Here is an 18,446-nt window from a genome sequence, read left to right as displayed (position 1 = left end):
AGCTGGTCCCAGGCGGCGGGGCCTGCGGAACGCGCCCACGGCGATGGTCCCGTCAGGCCTTCAGCACGTACCGCCGTTCGGGCCGTCCCACCCCGTACTTGAGCCGCACGTCCAGTGTTCCTTCATCGTGCAGGTACTCAAGGTAGCGGCGGGCGCTGACACGGGAGGTTCCAAGTTCCTCGGCCACTTCCGCCGCCGACACGTCTCCGGTGGCGGCGTTCAACGCTGCCTCCACCAGCTTCAGCGTCTCGATGCTGCAGCCTTTGGGCAACGGCCGTTCGGCGCGGTCCAGGCCGAACACCCGGTTCACGTCGGACTGTTCGGCCACGTCCTTGGACGCATCGAGGCCCTGGTACGCGTTCCGGTAGTGCTCCAGCCGCTCCTGCAGGTCCGTCTGCGAAAAGGGTTTGATCAGGTAATGGACAATGCCGCCGCGGAGCGCCTTACGGACGGTCTCGACCTCGCGCGCGGCACTGATGACCAGCACGTCCAGCTCCGGAGCCACAGCGCGCAGGCGTTGCATCAGGTCCAGGCCGTTGATGTCCGGCAGGTGGATGTCCAGCAGCACCAGGTCCGGCTGGAGCCGCCCGGTTTCCGCGACGGCCTGCGCCCCGGTATGGGCGGCCCCCACCACGGTGAAGCCGGGCGTGCGCTGGATAAAGCCGGCGTGCACCTTGGCTACCATAAAATCGTCATCGACGATCAGAACCTTGATCACGGCCGGGTACTCCCTCGTTTCAGCACAGCGGTAAAGACTGCACCATTATCGTTCGCCACCGTCAGGTTCCCGCCGCTGCGGCGGCACACTGCCCGGGACAACGCCAGTCCGAAGCCGCGGCTGCCTGCCGGACCGGGGTCCTTGGTGGTGAAGCCCTGGCGGAAGATCCGGTCGGTGGCACCCCCGGGAACGCCGGGACCATTGTCCCGCACCGTCACCACAACGTCTCCCGCCCCTTTGCCCTCCACCAGCACCCTGACCGCTGCCTGCGGAAGCCCGGTGACGGCGTCGAACGCGTTGTCCACCAAGTTCCCCACCACGGTGGTGAGGTCCCGGGACAGCCCGTCATCCACGCTGTCCAGCACGGAGTCCGGGTCAAGTTGCAGGGCCGCGCCCCGTTCGGCGGCGAGGCTCGACTTCGCGATCAGCAGGGCGGCGAGCGCGGGATCCTTGATGCGGGCCGACACTTCGTCGTTGAGCCGGGTCCGGTCCACGGTGGCACCGTTGACGAACTGGACCACGGAATCGTACTCGCCGATCTGGATCAGGCCCGAAATGACGTGGAGCTGGTTGGCGAACTCGTGCGCCTGGGCCCGGAGGGTGTCCGTGGCGGTGCGGGTGGTACCGAGCTCATGCTCCAGTTCCGACAGCTCGGTCCGGTCGCGCAGGGTTGTCACCGAGCCGATCACCCGGCCGCGGGACTGGAACGGTACCCGGTTCATCACCACCAACCGGTCCCCCACCAGCACCAACTGGTCGGGCCCGGGCTGCTCGCGGGTCAGGACTTCCTTGAGGGCGGGTTCGACGGCGAGCGCCGCCACCCGCTTGCCCACGCAGTCAGGCGGGAGGCCCAGCAGGGCACGCGCGCTGTGGTTGGCCACCGTGATCCGCTCATGCAGGTCCAGCGCCACAACGCCCTCCTTGAGGCCGTGCAGCATGGCCTCGCGGTTTTCCACCAGGCTGGTGATCTCGCTGGGCTCCATGCCAAGGGTTTGCCGCTTGACCCGGCGCGACAGCAAAAAGGACCCGGCGATGCCCAGGACGCTCGCCACGCCCAGGTAAGTGAGGAGGTTGGGCACGGCGTCGCCCAAGCGTTCGAGCACCGTTGGATAGTTCCGGCTGATGGAGGCAATCCCGATCATGCGCCCGGTGTCATCCAGGACGGGGACGTGCGCGGACAGCAACGGCGCAGGGGTCCCGCCTACCACGCCCGTCCAGGCACGGCCCTCCATGACCCTGCTGGCGCCCAGTTCCAGCGGCAGGCCCAGCAGGCTCGGATCCGAGGACGCCACCACCGTGCGGTCGATGCGTGCCAGCGCCACCCGGGATGAGCCGGAGACGATCCGGACGGACTCCGCCACCGCGGGCAGGACTGCCCCGCCGCGCGGTTCCGTCTCCGGCAGGAGCTCACGCACCACGGGGTTGCCGCCCAGGGCTTCGGCTGCGGACAGGGCGCGCCGGCCCTCAATCCGTTCAAACGCCGCCGCTGACTGCGCCAGGGAGATGGCCACCACGCCCACCAGCACGGCCAGGACAATGAGCAACTGCAGCAGCAGGTACTGCCCCGCAAGGGACATTCCTCGTCGTCGAGTCACAATGGTCTTCCTGGTATTTGCGGGGCAGGGCAACGGAGGTCCGGCGCTTATGGAGGCCGCGGTGCGCGCAGGATATGGGCGCAGGGCCTGGGGTGGTGTACCGGGAACTATATCCCAAAGCCCGGAGCAGGGCCGCCGTGGGATGCCGGAAACGTGAACGCAATGAACACAACTTTCTCTGCGTACACAAGAGTGATCGGCGTCACGGCCGCCCCTAGCATCGGAACCACAAGGCATCGGAACCACGAGTCAGCCGATGCTGGCCAGATTTTTATGCGAGAAGTTTGAGAGAAGAGGAACACATGCGCCAGATCCGCGCATTGCGAGTTGCCGCCGTCGCTGCCGGCATCGCCCTGATGGCCACCGGCTGCGGTGCCACCAGCAAGAGCTCCACGGGCCCGGAAAGCTCCGGCGCCGCCGCCGGACCGATCACCGGCCTGCAGATCATGGTCCCCAACACCCCCGGCGGCGGCTATGACACCACCGCCCGCGCCGCTGCGAAGGTCCTCGATGACGAGAAGATCTCCACCAACACCGAGGTGTTCAACCTCGCCGGTGCCGGCGGCACCGTGGGCCTCGCCCGCATTGTCAACGAGAAGGGCAACGGCGACCTCGCGATGCTCATGGGCCTGGGCGTTGTGGGTGCCAGCTACACCAACAAGTCCGAGTCCAAGCTGACAGACACCACCCCCCTGGCCCGCCTCATCGAAGAGCCCGGCGCCATCATGGTCAGCAAGGATTCGCCTTACAAGACCATAGATGACCTGGTGAAGGCCTGGAAGGCCGATCCCGGCTCCATCGCTGTAGGCGGCGGCTCCTCCCCCGGCGGACCGGACCACCTGCTGCCCATGCAGCTGGCGGGCGCCGTGGGCATCGACGCCACCAAGGTCAACTTCGTCTCCTACGACGGCGGCGGCGACCTTCTCCCGGCGATCCTTGGCAACAAGCTCGGCTTCGCCGCCTCCGGCGCCGGCGAGTACCTGAAGCAGATCGAATCCGGCGAGGTCCGTGTCCTGGCCACCAGTGGCGAGAAGCGCCTTGACGGCGTGGACGCACCCACGCTTAAGGAATCCAACATCGACCTGGTGTTCACCAACTGGCGCGGCGTGGTGGCCCCTCCGGGAATCAGTGACAAGGACAAGGCGGCACTGATCGCAGCCCTGGAGAAGATGCACGGCACCGCGGGCTGGAAGGAAGCGCTGAAGACCCACAGCTGGACCGACGCCTTCATCACCGGCGACCAGTTCAAGACCTTCCTCTCCGAGCAGGACAAGCGGGTGGCGGACGTCCTGACCAAGCTTGGGTTGGCGTGACGTCCCTGACCACAGGTCTGAAAGGCCGCTCCGAGCTGGGGGTTGCACTCCTGCTCGGGGCGGCCGGCGTCGTCGTCTTCCTCGACGCCAACGGCCTGGTAACCCCGTATTCGAAGTCTGACCCGGTCGGGCCCAAAACGGTTCCGTTCATCGTTGCAGGCATGCTGGTGGTCTGCGCCGTCCTGCTGGCCATCAACGTCCTGCGCGGCGGCAAAGGTGAGGCCGAGGGCGGCGAGGACGTCGACCTGGCGCACCCAGCCGACTGGAAAACCGTCCTGCCGCTGGCCGGAGCCTTCATCCTGAACATCCTGCTCATCGACTGGGCCGGCTGGGTGGTCTCCGGAACGGTCCTGTTCTGGGGCAGCGTCCTGGCCCTGGGCAGCCGCCACTATGTCCGGGACGGGCTGATCTCCGTGGCCCTGTCCCTGTTGACCTTCTACGGCTTCTACCTCGGCCTGGGCATCGCACTACCGGCCGGCCTCCTGGAAGGAATCCTCTAAATGGACGTCTGGTCTTCCCTGATGGACGGTTTCGCCACCGCCCTCACCCCCATGAATTTCCTGTACGCCGTCATCGGCGTCATCCTTGGTACCGCCGTCGGCGTCCTCCCGGGCCTGGGCCCGGCCATGACCGTGGCCCTGCTGCTCCCCGTCACCTACGCTCTGGAACCCACCAGCGCCTTCATCATGTTCGCCGGCATCTACTACGGCGGCATGTACGGCGGCTCCACCACCTCGATCCTGCTCAACACCCCCGGCGAATCGTCCTCGGTGGTCACCGCCATCGAAGGCAACAAGATGGCCAAGGCGGGCCGGGCGGCGCAGGCGCTGGCGACGGCGGCCATCGGCTCGTTCGTCGCCGGCACCATCGGCACGGCCCTGCTGGCCGTCTGCGCACCGATTGTCGTCAAGTTCGCCGTCAGCCTGGGTGCCCCCAGCTACTTCGCCATCATGATCCTGGCCCTGCTGGCCGTTACGGCCGTGCTCGGCTCGTCGCGGCTGCGCGGATTCGCCTCCCTGGGCCTTGGCCTGGCCATCGGCCTGGTGGGGATGGATTCCGTCACCGGCCAGCGCCGCCTGACGTTCGGCCAGCCGCTCCTGGCGGACGGCCTGGACATCGTGGTGGTGGCCGTGGCCATCTTCGCCGTGGGCGAGGCCCTCTGGGTGGCGGCACACCTGCGCCGCACTCCGCTGCACGCCATCCCGGTGGGCCAGCCCTGGATGGGCAAGTCCGACTGGAAGCGCTCCTGGAAGCCGTGGCTGCGGGGTACCGCCTTCGGTTTCCCGTTCGGCGCGCTGCCGGCCGGTGGCGCCGAGATCCCCACGTTCCTGTCCTACGTGACGGAAAAGCGCCTCAGCAAGCACCCCGAAGAGTTCGGCAAGGGTGCCATCGAAGGCGTGGCCGGTCCGGAAGCAGCCAACAACGCTGCGGCCGCCGGTACCCTGACCCCCATGCTGGCGCTGGGCCTGCCCACGAATGCCACCGCGGCCGTGATGCTGGCCGCCTTCACCAGCTACGGCATCCAGCCGGGTCCACAGCTCTTCGAGAGCCAGGGACCCCTGGTGTGGGCCCTCATCGCCAGCCTGTTCATCGGCAACCTGCTGCTCCTGATCATCAACCTCCCGCTGGCACCACTGTGGGCCAAGCTGCTGCAGCTGCCCCGCCCGTACCTGTACGCGGGCATCCTGTTCTTCGCCACGCTGGGCGCCTACTCGGTGAACCTGCAGGCGTTCGACCTGGTGATCCTGCTGGTCCTGGGCGCACTCGGGTTCATGATGCGGCGCTTCGGGCTTCCCGTGCTGCCGCTGATCCTGGGCGTGATCCTTGGCCCGCGGATCGAGGGGCAGCTCCGCAAGACCCTCCAGCTGAGCGCCGGCGACCCGGCAGGGCTCCTGGGTGAGCCGATCGCCGTCGGCATCTATGTCATTATTGGCCTCATCCTGCTCTGGCCCTTTGCCTACAAGGTGTACCGCCGCAACCGTCCGGAGCGCAGGCCGCTGCTCCCGGCCAACTCGGGTGCAGCGGATTACAGTGACTAAGCAGCCGCACCAAAGCCATCCACGCACATCGAGCAGAAGCAAGGAGACACCATGACGGTCGTTGTGGGATACGTCCCGACACCCGAGGGCGAAGCTGCCCTGACCCAGGCCATCACCGAAGCCCGGAAGAGCAACAGCACCCTGGTGCTGATCAACTCCTCCAAGGGCGAGACCACGGTGGACACCCGCTTCGCCCAGGAACGGGACATCCAGGACATCGAGCAGCGGCTGGCCAACCAGGGCATCCAGTACCTGGTCAAGCGGCCCGTCCGCGGCCACGACGCGGCAGCTGAAGTGCTGGACGCCGCCGAGGAGCACAACGCCGACCTGATTGTGATCGGCCTGCGCCGCCGCACCCCGGTGGGCAAGCTGATCATGGGCAGCACGTCCCAGCGCATCCTGCTGGAAGCGGACTGCCCGGTCCTGGCCGTAAAAGCGGGCTAAGCCGTAGGGGCCGCCCGCGTCCGGAACAGCTCCTGGCGCTGGCGGCCCAGGCCTGCCACCTCCACCTCCACCACGTCGCCGGGCTGGAGGTAGGGGAAACGGCCGCTCAGGGCCACCCCCTGCGGGGTTCCGGTGAGGATCACGTCGCCAGGTTCCAGCCGCATGTACTGGCTGCAGTGGTGGATCAGGGTGGGCGCATCGAAAATGAGCTCCGCCGACGTTGAGTCCTGCCGCGGCTCACCGTTCACCCAGCTGCGCAGCCGCAGGTTGCCGCCGTCGATCTGGTCCGCCGGAACCAGCCACGGACCCAGGGGCGTGGATCCGGGGAGCGATTTGCCCTTGGTCCACTGGCCGGCAGCCCCCGGCAGCTGGTACTCGCGTTCGGAAAAGTCATTGGCAGTGACGTAGCCGGCTATGCAGCCGGCAGCCTCGTCCGGAGAGCCGAGGTAGGTTGCCTCCTTGCCGATCACGATTCCCAGTTCCACCTCCCAGTCGTATTGCGTGGAGCGGGGCGGAAGCGGGGCCGGGTCGAACGGGCCCGTGACTGTGTTGCTCGGCTTAAGGAAGACCACGGGAATGGTGGGCGGCTCCGCTCCCGACTCCGCGGCGTGGGCGGCGTAGTTCATCCCGATGCCAACCACTGAGCCGGGCCGGGCCACCGGGGAACCAACCCGCAGCGCCGCAGCGCCTTCCAGGACCGGCAGCTCCCCTGCCTCGAGCGCCTTCCGGGCCTTTTCCAGGCCGCCGTCGGCAAGGAAGGCGCCGTCCAAGTCGGCGGTGAGGGGCAGCAGGCTGAAATACCGGTCGGAGCCCTCCGGGGAGGTGACCAGCACGGCCGGCTGCTCGTGGCCGCTTTCGCCCAGGCGCATGATCTTCATACCGTGTTCTCCTCAGCTGTATCGACGGGATTTCCGGGCCCTCCGGGCACCCACTTCCATGGTCCTCGATAAGGCCGCGGCGCCCGGAACGGAACGCTTTGTGACCGCTTCAGGAGCCGGCCAAAGAGCAGTCATCTGACATATAACGTCATCAGTCGGTAGAATGTTGGAGCCATACTGGCACGAAACACAGAAAGTTCAGTACATGACTACAGCCACCTTGGAGCGCGTTCCCGCCGCCCAGACCGCCGAAGGACCTGCCTCCCGGTCCATCAGCCTGGAGTTTTCCAGCGCCAGCCAGGTCCACGCCGGACTGGAAGAGGCGGTGGCAGAACTGATCGAAGTTGCAGCCAAGGACGCTGCCTGCGGAATCCTGGTCACCAGGCTGCACCCGGGCCGCTACATGGTGGCCCTGGACGAATCAGTCCCCTTCGGCGAAACCTACGAGTCCATCGCCGCCTGACCAAGACCACAAAAATCCCCGCCCTCCCATGGGAGTGCGGGGATTTCTTGTTGCTCCTGGGTACTGCCTGGCCGGACCGTCAGCCGCGGCGGACCTGCACGCCGTCGGACTTCAGGAAAAGCTGCTTTTCCGCCGGACCTGACGGGCCCGCCGGCACCAGCCAGAGGACGTTGCCGCTCTGCGACACCTCTTCCACCTCCCCCGCTGCCACCACATGCGCATGCTTGACGATCTCGACACGATCCCCGGCCTGGAGGGCCCTCCAGTTGGAAACCGCGGCGGAATGGGCATTGCGCCTCGACAGGACTGCCCCACGTGCTTTCATTTGAACTTCTACCCCTTTGTATCGTTCTGCCGCCACAGCCTCTTTGATGTGACTTTCACTACATCTTCAGTTCTACTACACTCCCGGCGCCACGGCGTGCCGTGGCGCCGGATATTCCGCACTGCGGACGCAGGCGCCGCAGGCCCTGAAGATCCTTCGGTGTCAGGCAAGCGGCCCGACGGCGGATTCGGCCGCCGCGCGGACGTCCCCTGAGGCGACCAACCGGTCAGCCGCTTCCAGTTCCGGGGACAGGAAACGGTCCGTCCCCGGCCCTTCCACCACGCCGCGGAGCGCTGCCACCACTGCGGTGCCCGCAGGTCCGGGAGTGAGGGCTCCGCCGGAGAGCTGGGTGCGGATGTCCAATGCCCGGGCCGAGGTCACCAGTTCGATGGCCAGGACGCGGCGGAGGTTCTCCACGGCTTTGCGCAGCTTCCGCGCCGCGTGCCAGCCCATGGACACGTGGTCCTCCTGCATGGCGGAGCTCGGAATGGAGTCCACGGATGCCGGAACGGCCAGCCGCTTGTTGTCCGATACCAGGCCGGCCTGGGTGTACTGGGCGATCATCAGGCCTGAGTCCACGCCGGGATCCGCTGCCAGGAACGCCGGGAGGCCGTGCGAACGGGCCGGATCAAGCATCCGGTCGGTGCGGCGTTCGGCGATCGAGCTGAGGTCCGCGACGGCGATGGCCAGGTAGTCCAGGACGTACGCCACGGGTGCGCCGTGGAAGTTGCCGTTGGAGCTGACGCGGCCGTCCGGGAGCACCACCGGGTTGTCGATGGCTGCCGCCAGTTCCCGGGTAGCCACCAGTTCGGCATGGTCCACCGTGTCGCGGACGGCGCCGGCCACCTGCGGGGCGCAGCGGAGGGAGTAGGCGTCCTGGACCCTCGAGTCGCCCACTTTGTGGGAGGCCACAATGGGCGAATCCGAGAGCACCCGCAGCATGTTGTCCGCGCTGGCCGCCTGGCCGGGGTGCGGCCGCAGCGCGGCGTGCAGCTCGGGCAGGAACACCTGGTCGGTGCCCAGCAGTGCCTCGACGCTCAGCGCGGCGGTGATGTCCGCCGTCGCCAGCAACTGCCGGAGGTCAGCGATGGCCATGAGGAGCATGCCCAGCATGCCCTCGGTGCCGTTCACCAGCGCCAGCCCTTCCTTCTCAGCCAAGGTGACCGGTTCGATGCCGTGCTCTGCCAGCAGCTCGACGACGGGCCGCTCGCCGCGCCCGCCGTACGTGACGCCGTCGGGCCCTGCCGCTTCACCCTCACCCATCAGGACCAGGGCGCAGTGTGACAACGGCGCCAGGTCACCTGAGCAGCCCAGCGAACCGAACTCGCGGACCACCGGGGTGATCCCGGCATTGAGGACGTCCACCATGGTCTGCAGGACCACGGGGCGGACGCCGGTACGGCCGGACGCGAGTGTCTTGGCCCGCAGGAACATGATGCCGCGCACCACCTCCCGCTCCACTGCCGGGCCCATGCCTGCCGCGTGGCTGCGGATCAGCGATTTCTGCAGCTGGGTTCGCAGCTCGTTGGGGATGTGGCGGTTGGCCAGGGCGCCGAAGCCGGTGGAGATGCCGTAGGCAGGGGTGTCACTGGAGGCCAGGCTGTCGATATGGGCCCGGACCTTGGCCACGGTTTCCAAGGCGTCAGGAGCGATGGTGACCTTGGCATCGTGCCGCGCGACGGCGAGCACATCCTGGGGCGTGACGCCGACGGACCCGAGGGTGACAGTGAGCGGTTCGTGGGTTGTGAGGGTCATGGTTTCCTACTTTTTCTCGTCGATTGCTCCGTAAGGGCCCTTTTGAGGGGTCATAACGGCACTTACGGAGCAATCGATGTGGAATTGGGGCTCGGTTAGCGGGATTCCTGCATGGGGATGCGGACGCCGCGTTCCTTGGCGACGTCGAGGGCCCGCTCGTAGCCGGCGTCGGCGTGGCGGATGACGCCCATGCCGGGATCGTTGGTGAGGAGGCGTTCGAGCTTTTCGGCTGCGAGGTCGGTACCGTCCGCGACGGAAACCTGGCCGGCGTGGATGGAGCGGCCGATGCCGACGCCGCCGCCGTGGTGCAGGGACACCCAGGTGGCACCGGAGGCGGTGTTGAGGAGGGCGTTCAGCATGGGCCAGTCGGCGATGGCGTCCGAACCGTCTGCCATGGCTTCGGTTTCACGGTAGGGCGATGCGACAGAGCCGGAGTCCAGGTGGTCGCGGCCGATCACGATGGGGGCCTTGACCTTGCCTTCCTTGACGAGCTGGTTGAACAGCAGGCCGGCCTTGGCGCGTTCGCCGTACCCAAGCCAGCAGATGCGGGCAGGCAGGCCCTCGAATTCCACCCGCTCCTGGGCTGCGTCGATCCAGCGGTGCAGGTGCTTGTTCTCGGGGAAGAGCTCCTTGATGGCCTCGTCCGTGACCCGGATGTCCTCGGGATCGCCGGAGAGGGCCACCCAGCGGAACGGGCCCAGGCCTTCGCAGAACAGCGGCCGGATGTACGCGGGAACGAAACCGGGGAACTCGAAGGCGCGGGTGTAGCCACCCTTGCGTGCCTCATCGCGGATCGAGTTGCCGTAGTCGAAGACCTCGGCGCCGGCGTCCTGGAATTCCACCATGGCCTGCACGTGCCGCGCCATGGAGGCCTGGGCCTTCTTGGTGAAGCCCTCCGGATCCGCCTCAGCCTCGCGGTGCCACTCGTCCACCGTGATGCCCTCGGGCAGGTAGGACAGCGGATCGTGTGCCGAGGTCTGGTCGGTGACGATGTCCACGGTGAGCTCGCCGGCCTTGTGGCGGCGCAGGATTTCGGGGAAGACCTCGGCGGCGTTGCCGACGTAGCCGACGGACCAGCCGCGACGCTCTTCCTTGGCCGCCAGCACCTTGGCGATGGCGGCGTCGAGGTCGGTTTCCACCTCATCCAGGTAGCGCTTGCCGGCGCGGCGGCGCAGGCGGGACTCGTCGACGTCGACGATCAGGCAGGCGCCGTCGTTGAGGGTGACGGCGAGCGGCTGGGCGCCGCCCATGCCGCCGCAGCCGCCCGTGAGGGTCAGGGTGCCGGCGAGGGTGCCGTTTTCGTCGCCGGTGAGCTTGCGGGCGATCGCGGCGAAGGTCTCGAAGGTGCCCTGCAGGATGCCCTGGGTGCCGATGTAGATCCAGGACCCGGCGGTCATCTGGCCGTACATCATCAGGCCCTCGGCCTCGAGCCGGCGGAATTCGGGCCAGGTGGCCCAGTCGCCGACGAGGTTGGAGTTGGCCAGGAGCACGCGCGGGGCCCATTCGTTGGTGCGGAAGACGCCGACCGGTTTGCCGGACTGGACCAGCAGGGTCTCGTCCTTCTCCATGGTTTCCAGGGTGCGGGTGATGGCGTCGAACGCGGCCCAGGAACGGACCGCGCGGCCGGTGCCGCCGTAGACCACGAGGTCGTCCGGGCGCTCTGCCACTTCGGGGTCCAGGTTGTTCATCAGCATGCGCAGGGGCGCTTCGGTCTGCCAGGACTTGGCGGTGAGCTCGGTGCCGCGGGCTGCTTTGACCGGGCGGGCACCGGTGGTGAAATCGGCGGGTGCCATGGTGGGCTCCTTCTTGTGGTGTCTGTTGGAGGAAAGAAGTTCTGTATCCACTAAAGCCCCTTGGAAACCCTCTTCACAGGGCTTTTGCGTGGGTACTGTCCGGGATGCCAGACGCGCCCCGGACCTGCTGGCCGGGACCTGGACCGCGGCTTTACTTAGTGGGGCGTCCGTGGATCCGGACCGAAAGTTCATCCGCCGCCTTCTGGACCCGGGCTGCCAGCGCCGGCCATTCCTCCGGGGCCAGCTTGACTTCCAGGAAGGTGACCGCGACAGCGGCGGTGGGCCAGCCTGTGTGGTCAGTGACGGCGGCGGCGATGGATCCGAAACCCGGAGTGACCTCGCCGTGTTCAGTGGCGTATCCGCGCTGCCGCACCTGGTCCAGGTGCGAGGAGAGCGACGAGTACTTCATGATGGCGCCCTCCACCTCGTGCCGGGCGCTGAAGGCTGCGGCGTTCGGGTAGAGCGCGCGGACCTGCGACTTTGGCAGTGCCGCAAGGATGGCCCTCCCGCTGGCCGTGAGATGGCTGGGAAGCCGGACGCCGACGTCGGTCACCAGCGAGGGGCGGTTCTTGGCCCGCTCCTCCACGATGTACAACACGTCCCTTCCATGGAGCACGGCAAGGTGCGCGCTTTCGCCGATCGCGTCCACCAGGCTCGCGAGCAAGGGCCGGCCCAGCCGAGACAGCGGTTCCTGCCGGGAGTAGGCGGAACTGAGTTCGAAGGCGCTGATGCCAAGGCCATAGCGCTGCTCCTCGTGGAGGTGAAGGACGAAGCCATTCGCCTCCATCACCCCCAGCAGGTGGTACACGCTGGAGCGGGGCAGGTCCAGGCTGGAGGCAATCTGCGACGCCGCCATCGGTCCGCGCCTGGACGCCAGCAGTTTGAGGATGCGCAAGGTGTTTTCGGCGGCGGGAACTTTTGACGAGGCTCTCGCCGCGGCACGGGGGGTCCGGGTTTCGGTGGCTCGGGCTTCGGCGGCCCGCGGTTCGGTGGCTCGCGGTTCGGTACCCAGCGGTTCAGTGCCGGGCCTTTTGGTGGCTCCTGATTCAGTGCCGGGTGGTTTGGTGTTGCGTGATGCGGCGCTTAGTGCGGTGCTCATGGGCGAAAAGGGTCTTTCTGCGTAGCTCTGTCCGGTATCCCGTACTTAAGCTTGCGCCCTCGACCCTGACCATTTCGACTCCTGGCAAGGGTGCATTGTCTGGAATACCAGACAATGCACCCTTGATCCTCTTCATGAACCGGCACCGTTGGCCGCGTCTCCTGCACGGCGCGTTGGCCTGAGTGTCCCACGCGGAGCCTATTGAGCCATCACCTGCAGTTCGTCGAAGTCCAAAAACAAGTTCCACTCCGGGAAAGGGTCGGCAGGAAGCTGACCTTCCACGGGGCCGGGGTCGTCGGGGACACCGGGCTCCCCGACACCAGGCTCCCCGACAAAGCCGAAGTCTTCAGGCACGTACACGTCGGCCAGCTCCGTTGCTCCTATTAACGCTTCCCGTTCCGCGGCGCCACTGAACAACGCGGGGCATCGTTGGGGCCAGTGGGTTGGTTCTGCTTCCCGGAGTTCGGGGTTGTAGTGCCTGCCTGTTGGTGAGGTCCAGCCGGGTGGTTGATTCTTGGTGGCCGGGTCGGGTGTCCATTGGCTGTGGTGTTTGAGTCGGTGGTGTTTAGGGCAGAGCTGTGCGAGATTGCTGGTTCCGGTGGTGCCGCCGTGTTCCCACGCTCGTAGGTGGTCTGTTTCGTTGTCGGGGGTTTTGTTGGTGCAGCCGGGGAAGGTGCATTTGGCGTCCCGCAGCCGGATCCAGTGTTTGATGGCCCCGGTGAGCCGGTAGTTTTTGCGGCCGATTTCCAGTGGTGCCCCGTCGCGGGGGTCGATGAGGACCCGGTAGAACGATTCCGCCCCGTCGGCGACAAGTTTGCGTGCCATGGACGCCGGGATCGGCCCGAAACCATCCAGTACGCCGGGTTCATCGGTCTGGCCGAGCAGGGAGAATACGGGCACCATCACCAGGACGTCGGCCCGCGCCGCAGGGACCTTCCCGATCCCGGTGACACCCTGCTTGCCCTGAACGCCGGGGCCGGGACCGTCTTCCCCGGCGTGGGCGGGGGTGTCCCCGGCTCCGGGCTTCACGCCAGCCCCCAGCAGCAGGGAGGCGGCGATGTCGGGGCGGAGCTGGGTGAGGGTGCGGGGTTCGTCGGGCCCCTGCAGTCCGCGGGCCGTGGCGGTGGTCCGGTTCCAGATCGCACACGCGGTATCGCCGGGGAGGTAGAGCGAGACCCAGGCCATGCCGTCCTTGTCAGGGGTGTATTCCATCCGCCGGTCAGCCACCCCCTTTGCATGGCGTTTCTCGATCGATGCCGGATGGTGGCGTTCCCGCCAGCCCCGCATCTTGGCCCGGAACCGGGACGAAATGAGCTCACCCGGAGCGGCACCCCGTGAAGCATTGGGTGCGTCGGGGTCGAAGAAGTGTGCCACCAGAGACGCCGCACCAGTCCCATCGAGGCTCTCGGTTTCGTCCGCGACAATCCGGGCGTGCTGCCACGACATCGCGCCCGCAGCCAGGGCCTCGAATACCAGCGGCAGGAAACAAATCCGGCGGGACTGCTCCACCAACGCCCCCGCTGCCGCGGAGCTGATGGTCAGGACACCCGCGATCTCCTCCACCACGGACATCTGCGCATAGGTGCGGTCCTGCACCGAGGGATCCGGCGGAGTCATCGCCTCCTGGAACCCAACGGCGTCGGCAGCGTCCCGTGCCTTCACCGCGGCGAGCTGCGCCTCCAACCGCGCCGCAACCTCCAACCGCTCCAGCCGGATCTCATACCGCCGCTGCAACACATCCACACCGGCACCCGCGGCGGCCATTGCAGCATCGTCAAGGTTCTGGTCCTCAAGAGTGAGCGCATCCAGGGCAGCAACAGAGGCACGAACACCCTCCAACACCACCCCAACACCACCGCCGATTCGCATGGAAACATCATCCATCGACCCACTGACATTCAATCCGGGGTCTGCCGGCCGCCCGGCCCTCTGCGGCGCATGGTGCCTCGACCCAAAAACCCGCCTGCCGCCGTCGAACGCATCTCGCTGCCCACAGTCTGGAACCGAAGACACCAAGCCTCCGTGAGCCTCATCACGAAGGGGCCGGAAATGGTCTGCTGGATAGCGGCTCCCCTCCCAAAGACGAGAAGGTAACTCTATGCAACCCACCCCACCCCGGACCCAAAGTCCGGTGGAAACGCACAAGCCGGCAGCCGTCGTCGGACAAGTCCTCAACCGGGGCCTCAATGTCCGGCACATCCGCTTCATGGCCCTGGGCTCGGCCATCGGCACAGGCCTCTTCTACGGCTCCGCCTCGGCGATCCAAAAGGCAGGGCCGGCCGTCCTGCTGGCCTACATCATCGGCGGCGCCGCGGTGTTCATGGTGATGCGGGCCCTGGGCGAGATGGCGGTGCGGCACCCGGTGTCGGGCTCCTTCAGCCAGTATGCGAGCCGCTACCTTGGGCCCCTGGCCGGCTTCGTAACCGGTTGGACGTATGTTTTCGAGATGGCGATCGTCGCCATCGCCGACGTCACAGCGTTCAGCATCTATATGGGCTTCTGGTTCCCGCAGGTGGACCGCTGGATCTGGATCCTGGCCGTCATCTGCTTCCTCGCGGCCTTGAACCTGCTCAGCGTCAAGGTCTTCGGCGAACTGGAGTTCTGGTTCTCGCTGATCAAGGTGGCGGCCATCATTGCCATGATTGCCGGCGGTGCCGCCATCATCGTGTTCGGCTTCCAGGCCGCGGACTCCACCGTGGCGCCCGGCCTTGGCAACCTCGTTGAGCACGGCGGGCTGTTCCCCAACGGCTTCGAAGGCCTCCTGGCATCCTTCGCCGTCGTGATGTTCGCCTTCGGCGGTATCGAGACCCTGGGCATCACGGCCGGCGAGGCAGCCGACCCCAAAAAGGTCATCCCCAAGGCCGTCAATACCGTCCCCGTGCGCGTGCTGCTGTTCTACGTCCTCACCCTGGGCGTCCTGATGAGCCTCTTCCCGTGGGACCAGGTGGGTACCAGCGGCAGCCCCTTCGTGCAGATCTTCAGCAGCCTGGGCATCCCCGCAGCACCGCACATCCTCAACGCAGTGGTCATCACCGCGGCGTTGTCGGCCATCAACAGCGACATCTTCGGTGCCGGCCGCATCCTCTTCGGACTGTCCAACCAGGGCCACGCTCCCGCCGCCTTCGGGAAGGTCTCGCGGCACGGCGTCCCCTGGATGACCGTGGTCATGATGGCCGGGATCCTGCTGATCGGTGTGGTCCTGAACGCCGTCATCCCGGAGGACGTGTTCCTCGTTATTGCCTCCATCGCCACCTTCGCAACCGTCTGGGTGTGGGTGATGATCCTGGCGTCCCATGTGGCCATGAAGCGGGAAATCGCGCGGAAGGGTCTGCCGGCGTCGGAATTCCCCTCGCCGTGGTGGCCGGCCGCGTCTATCCTGACCATCGCATTCATGGCTCTGGTGATCGCCGTGCTGGGTGCGTTCGAGGACACCCGGATTGCACTGTACGTGGGCGCCGTGTGGCTGGGGCTGCTGGTCCTGGCCTACCGCTTGTGGATCAAGGGTGACGGACGACGACGGGCCTACCTTGAGGACGAGACCTCGCCGCTGCCGGTGGTCGGCGGGAGCAGCCGGGGCTAGGAAAAGAGACGCCGATAGCCGCCGTTCGGGAGTTCGGTGCGGAGTGTTCCCCAGCGCCTACGCGGCCTTGGGGAACACTCCCGCCCCGGCCAGCCCCGAGCGCGGGGCCGTCTCCACCTTGGCGCAGATCCAGCGGCCCAGCTCGGTGGCAGCCAGCGGATCAATCGAGGTGGAAAACCCTGCCCGCTCCAGCATCCATGACAGGTCCTCCGTGGAAACATTGCCGGCCGCGCCGGGGGCGAAGGGGCAACCGCCCAGGCCTCCCACGGCACTGTCGAAGACCTTGACCCCGGCCGCCATGGCGGCATAGGTATTCGCCAACGCAGTGTGGCGCGTCTCGTGCAGGTGGGCCCGCAGCGGCACATCCGTTTCAGACGCCAGGGCGGCAAAGACCCCGTTGACCTGCCAGGGGACGGCGCAGCCGATGGTGTCCGCCAAGGCAACCTCGGCCAGCTGGCCTCGTTGCAGTGCGCTGCGGACGACCGAAAGAGCTTGTTCCCCGGGCACGTCGCCCTGGTACGGGCAGCCAAAAGCGACGGCGGCCGTGACCGTGACAGGGATGCCGGCAGAGGTAGCGACGCCGGACACTTCTTCCAGGGCGTCGAGGGCGGCGGCGACCGTTGTGTTCTGGTTGGCCGCGGCGAAGGCATCGGTCACGGGCAGGACATAGTTGATCTCGTCCACCCCCGCGTCCACGGCCCTGTGCGCGCCGCGGGTGTTCAGCACCAGGCCGATGTAGCTGGCACCGGCGTCCCGGGGAACCCCGGCCATGACGGCATCGGCGTCGGCCATTTGCGGAACCTTTTTGGGGTTTACGAAGCTCACCGCCTCAATCCGCCTGGCGCCCAGGGCAATCAGATCGTTGATAAGGCGCAGCTTGTCCTGGGTGCTGACCGGAACTTTTTCATTCTGCAGCCCGTCCCGGGGACTGACGTCCACGATTGAGACTGCCCCTCCGGGAGTACCGGTTCCCGCGATTCCATTCATCAGATGGCACCTTCATCCTTGGCATGCTGCAGTTCTTCGACATTCATGTTGAGCAGACCCCCATAGACGTCGCTGTTGTGGGAGCCGGGCGACAGCGGCCCGTTCCATGCAATGCCGCCGCTGGTCCGGGACAGCTTGGGGATGACGCCCGGCTGGACCACAGTTCCCAGCTGTTCGTCGGCAACTTCCACCAGCATCCCGCGCGCCCGAAGCTGGGGGTCTTCGAAGATGTCCTCGATGGTACTCACAGTGCTGTTGGGAACAGCGTGCCGGTCAAGGCACGCCACCAGTTCCGTGTGGTCGAAGCCTGCGGCCCATTCGGCAATCAGTTGCTCCAACGCCTCCTGGTTGACACCCCGGGAAGCGTGGTTGCTGTAGAGGGGGTCGGAGGCCAGCTCCGGGCTGCCCATTGCGGCAGCCAACCGCACGAACACCGAGTCCTGGTTGGCAGCGATCACCACCCATTTTCCGTCGCTGGAGCGGAAAATATTCGACGGCGCTATCCCCTTCAGCCCGGAACCGCTGGGGCCCGGCACAACGCCCGCAGCCGCGTAATCGGGTACGGCACTTTCCAAAAGGGAGAAGCAAGCCTCCACAAGGGACACGTCCACAACCTGCCCCGTCCCTCCCTTGGCATCCCGCCAGTACAAGGCCAGCAGGATTCCCTGCAGCGCGTAGAGCGACGCCAGGCTGTCCCCCAGCGAGATGCCCGTCCGTGGGGGTGCCTGGTCCGGATAACCATTGAGGTGGCGCAGGCCGCCGCGGGCCTCGGCCACGGAAGCGTAGCCGGGCTTGTTCGCATCCGGTCCGGTCTGGCCATAGCCGGAGACCCTGGCGATGACCAGGCCCGGGTTGCTTTGCCACAGCACCTCGGGGGCGAGCCCGAGTTTCTCGAGAGTTCCAGGGCGGAAATTCTCCAGGATGACGTCGGCTTCCCTGCAGAGTTCCAGGAACAGCTCACGCCCGCGAGGAGACTTGAGGTCCAGCGTCACGCATTTCTTCCCCCTGGACTGGACCGACCACCACAGCGTGTGGCCGTCGATCGCGGCCCGCCCCCATTCACGCATGGGATCGGGACGGTCGGGAGACTCGATCTTGATGACCTCCGCACCGAAGTCTGCGAGCTGCCGTCCTGCAAACGGGCCCGCGATCAATGAGCCGAGCTCCAGGACCCGCACGCCGGCGAGCGGCCCGCCGGCCGTTCCCACGGCACCAAGGGCAGGGACAGCGCCGGGGCCGGCCAACTCCCGGGCGGCACGTGCGGAGTCTGCGTCCTGCCCGGCGCGCACGCCGCCAGCGGGCGCGGTCTGTGAAGTTTCCACCATGTTTGGGACTCCTGTTCTGCCGGCAGCCGGTGCCGGGTGGCCTTGCCCGGCCTGCCGTGGATCGCGAGGCATCGTTGGCACGACAATTCATATTGTGGACCCAAATTCACAATGTGGATAGAGGGATCCGAC

16 protein-coding genes are annotated in these 18,446 nt (G+C 66.9%); 6 read left to right on the top strand and 10 right to left on the bottom strand.

What is annotated here, in order from left to right; all coding sequences use genetic code 11:
• Positions 1 to 52: 52 nt before the first annotated feature.
• Positions 53 to 718 carry a response regulator gene (locus ACZ9J7_RS09580; RefSeq protein ID WP_141158352.1) on the bottom strand — a complete coding sequence of 222 codons (666 nt, stop codon included), beginning with the start codon at positions 716 to 718 and terminating at the stop codon, positions 53 to 55.
• The gene (locus ACZ9J7_RS09575) at positions 715 to 2,295 is read right to left on the bottom strand and encodes a sensor histidine kinase (protein WP_476211828.1); all 1,581 of its coding nucleotides are present in this window, start codon (positions 2,293 to 2,295) and stop codon (positions 715 to 717) included. Before ACZ9J7_RS09575 ends, ACZ9J7_RS09580 begins: the two co-directional genes overlap by 4 nt.
• A gap of 320 nt (positions 2,296 to 2,615) precedes the next feature.
• Between ACZ9J7_RS09575 and ACZ9J7_RS09570 the strand changes: the two genes are divergently transcribed.
• The 4 genes from ACZ9J7_RS09570 to ACZ9J7_RS09555 are packed head-to-tail and all read left to right on the top strand — an operon-like array spanning position 2,616 to position 6,109.
• Entirely contained in the window at positions 2,616 to 3,626 is a 1,011-nt protein-coding gene (locus tag ACZ9J7_RS09570) for a Bug family tripartite tricarboxylate transporter substrate binding protein (RefSeq protein WP_476208936.1), read from the top strand.
• The gene (locus ACZ9J7_RS09565; protein ID WP_476208934.1) at positions 3,623 to 4,126 is read left to right on the top strand and encodes a tripartite tricarboxylate transporter TctB family protein; all 504 of its coding nucleotides are present in this window, start codon (positions 3,623 to 3,625) and stop codon (positions 4,124 to 4,126) included. The genes ACZ9J7_RS09570 and ACZ9J7_RS09565 overlap by 4 nt, the downstream gene beginning before the upstream one ends.
• Positions 4,127 to 5,665: a tripartite tricarboxylate transporter permease gene (locus ACZ9J7_RS09560; protein ID WP_476208933.1), complete on the top strand. Its 1,539-nt coding sequence runs from the start codon at positions 4,127 to 4,129 to the stop codon at positions 5,663 to 5,665. It begins immediately after the preceding gene.
• A gap of 51 nt (positions 5,666 to 5,716) precedes the next feature.
• Positions 5,717 to 6,109 (top strand): universal stress protein, encoded by a 393-nt coding sequence (locus tag ACZ9J7_RS09555; protein WP_476208932.1) that lies wholly within the window; start codon positions 5,717 to 5,719, stop codon positions 6,107 to 6,109.
• On the opposite strand, the gene ACZ9J7_RS09550 is transcribed toward ACZ9J7_RS09555, so the two are convergent.
• The gene (locus tag ACZ9J7_RS09550) at positions 6,106 to 6,987 is read right to left on the bottom strand and encodes a fumarylacetoacetate hydrolase family protein (protein WP_476208930.1); all 882 of its coding nucleotides are present in this window, start codon (positions 6,985 to 6,987) and stop codon (positions 6,106 to 6,108) included. The genes ACZ9J7_RS09555 and ACZ9J7_RS09550 overlap by 4 nt on opposite strands.
• Before the next feature lie 205 nt (positions 6,988 to 7,192).
• Here ACZ9J7_RS09550 and ACZ9J7_RS09545 point away from each other — a divergent pair, with 205 nt between their 5' ends.
• Positions 7,193 to 7,450, top strand: coding sequence for a hypothetical protein (locus ACZ9J7_RS09545; protein ID WP_476208928.1), 258 nt, complete (start codon positions 7,193 to 7,195; stop codon positions 7,448 to 7,450).
• 79 nt (positions 7,451 to 7,529) lie between these two features.
• Here the strand turns inward: ACZ9J7_RS09545 and ACZ9J7_RS09540 are convergent, their stop codons facing one another.
• From ACZ9J7_RS09540 to ACZ9J7_RS09520, 5 genes are all read right to left on the bottom strand, one after another.
• Complete coding sequence (locus tag ACZ9J7_RS09540) at positions 7,530 to 7,775, bottom strand: hypothetical protein (protein ID WP_476208926.1); 246 nt, start codon at positions 7,773 to 7,775, stop codon at positions 7,530 to 7,532.
• A 162-nt stretch (positions 7,776 to 7,937) separates the two neighbouring features.
• Positions 7,938 to 9,530, bottom strand: a complete 1,593-nt coding sequence (gene hutH, locus ACZ9J7_RS09535; RefSeq protein WP_476208924.1) for a histidine ammonia-lyase — start codon at positions 9,528 to 9,530, stop codon at positions 7,938 to 7,940.
• Positions 9,531 to 9,625: 95 nt separating this feature from the next.
• Positions 9,626 to 11,323: a urocanate hydratase gene (gene hutU, locus ACZ9J7_RS09530; protein ID WP_476208922.1), complete on the bottom strand. Its 1,698-nt coding sequence runs from the start codon at positions 11,321 to 11,323 to the stop codon at positions 9,626 to 9,628.
• Positions 11,324 to 11,474: 151 nt separating this feature from the next.
• Positions 11,475 to 12,422, bottom strand: coding sequence for an IclR family transcriptional regulator (locus ACZ9J7_RS09525; RefSeq protein ID WP_476208921.1), 948 nt, complete (start codon positions 12,420 to 12,422; stop codon positions 11,475 to 11,477).
• Positions 12,423 to 12,620: 198 nt separating this feature from the next.
• A complete protein-coding gene (locus ACZ9J7_RS09520) occupies positions 12,621 to 14,291 on the bottom strand; it encodes an HNH endonuclease signature motif containing protein (RefSeq protein WP_476208919.1) in 1,671 nt (556 codons plus the stop codon).
• Between the two features lie 229 nt (positions 14,292 to 14,520).
• Here ACZ9J7_RS09520 and ACZ9J7_RS09515 point away from each other — a divergent pair, with 229 nt between their 5' ends.
• Positions 14,521 to 16,002, top strand: coding sequence for an amino acid permease (locus tag ACZ9J7_RS09515; protein ID WP_476208917.1), 1,482 nt, complete (start codon positions 14,521 to 14,523; stop codon positions 16,000 to 16,002).
• A 57-nt stretch (positions 16,003 to 16,059) separates the two neighbouring features.
• Here the strand turns inward: ACZ9J7_RS09515 and ACZ9J7_RS09510 are convergent, their stop codons facing one another.
• Together ACZ9J7_RS09510 and ACZ9J7_RS09505 are read right to left on the bottom strand one after the other, a co-directional pair.
• Positions 16,060 to 16,989, bottom strand: a complete 930-nt coding sequence (locus ACZ9J7_RS09510) for a hydroxymethylglutaryl-CoA lyase (protein WP_476208916.1) — start codon at positions 16,987 to 16,989, stop codon at positions 16,060 to 16,062.
• On the bottom strand, positions 16,989 to 18,314 hold the full coding sequence (locus ACZ9J7_RS09505) for a CaiB/BaiF CoA transferase family protein (protein WP_476208914.1): 1,326 nt from the start codon (positions 18,312 to 18,314) through the stop codon (positions 16,989 to 16,991). Before ACZ9J7_RS09505 ends, ACZ9J7_RS09510 begins: the two co-directional genes overlap by 1 nt.
• Positions 18,315 to 18,446 lie beyond the last annotated feature (132 nt).

The sequence above is a fragment of the Pseudarthrobacter sp. TE9888 genome, from assembly GCF_056279345.1.
The sequence above is the reverse complement of the archived record's forward strand: the minus strand, read 5'-3'. Positions and strand labels throughout refer to the sequence as shown.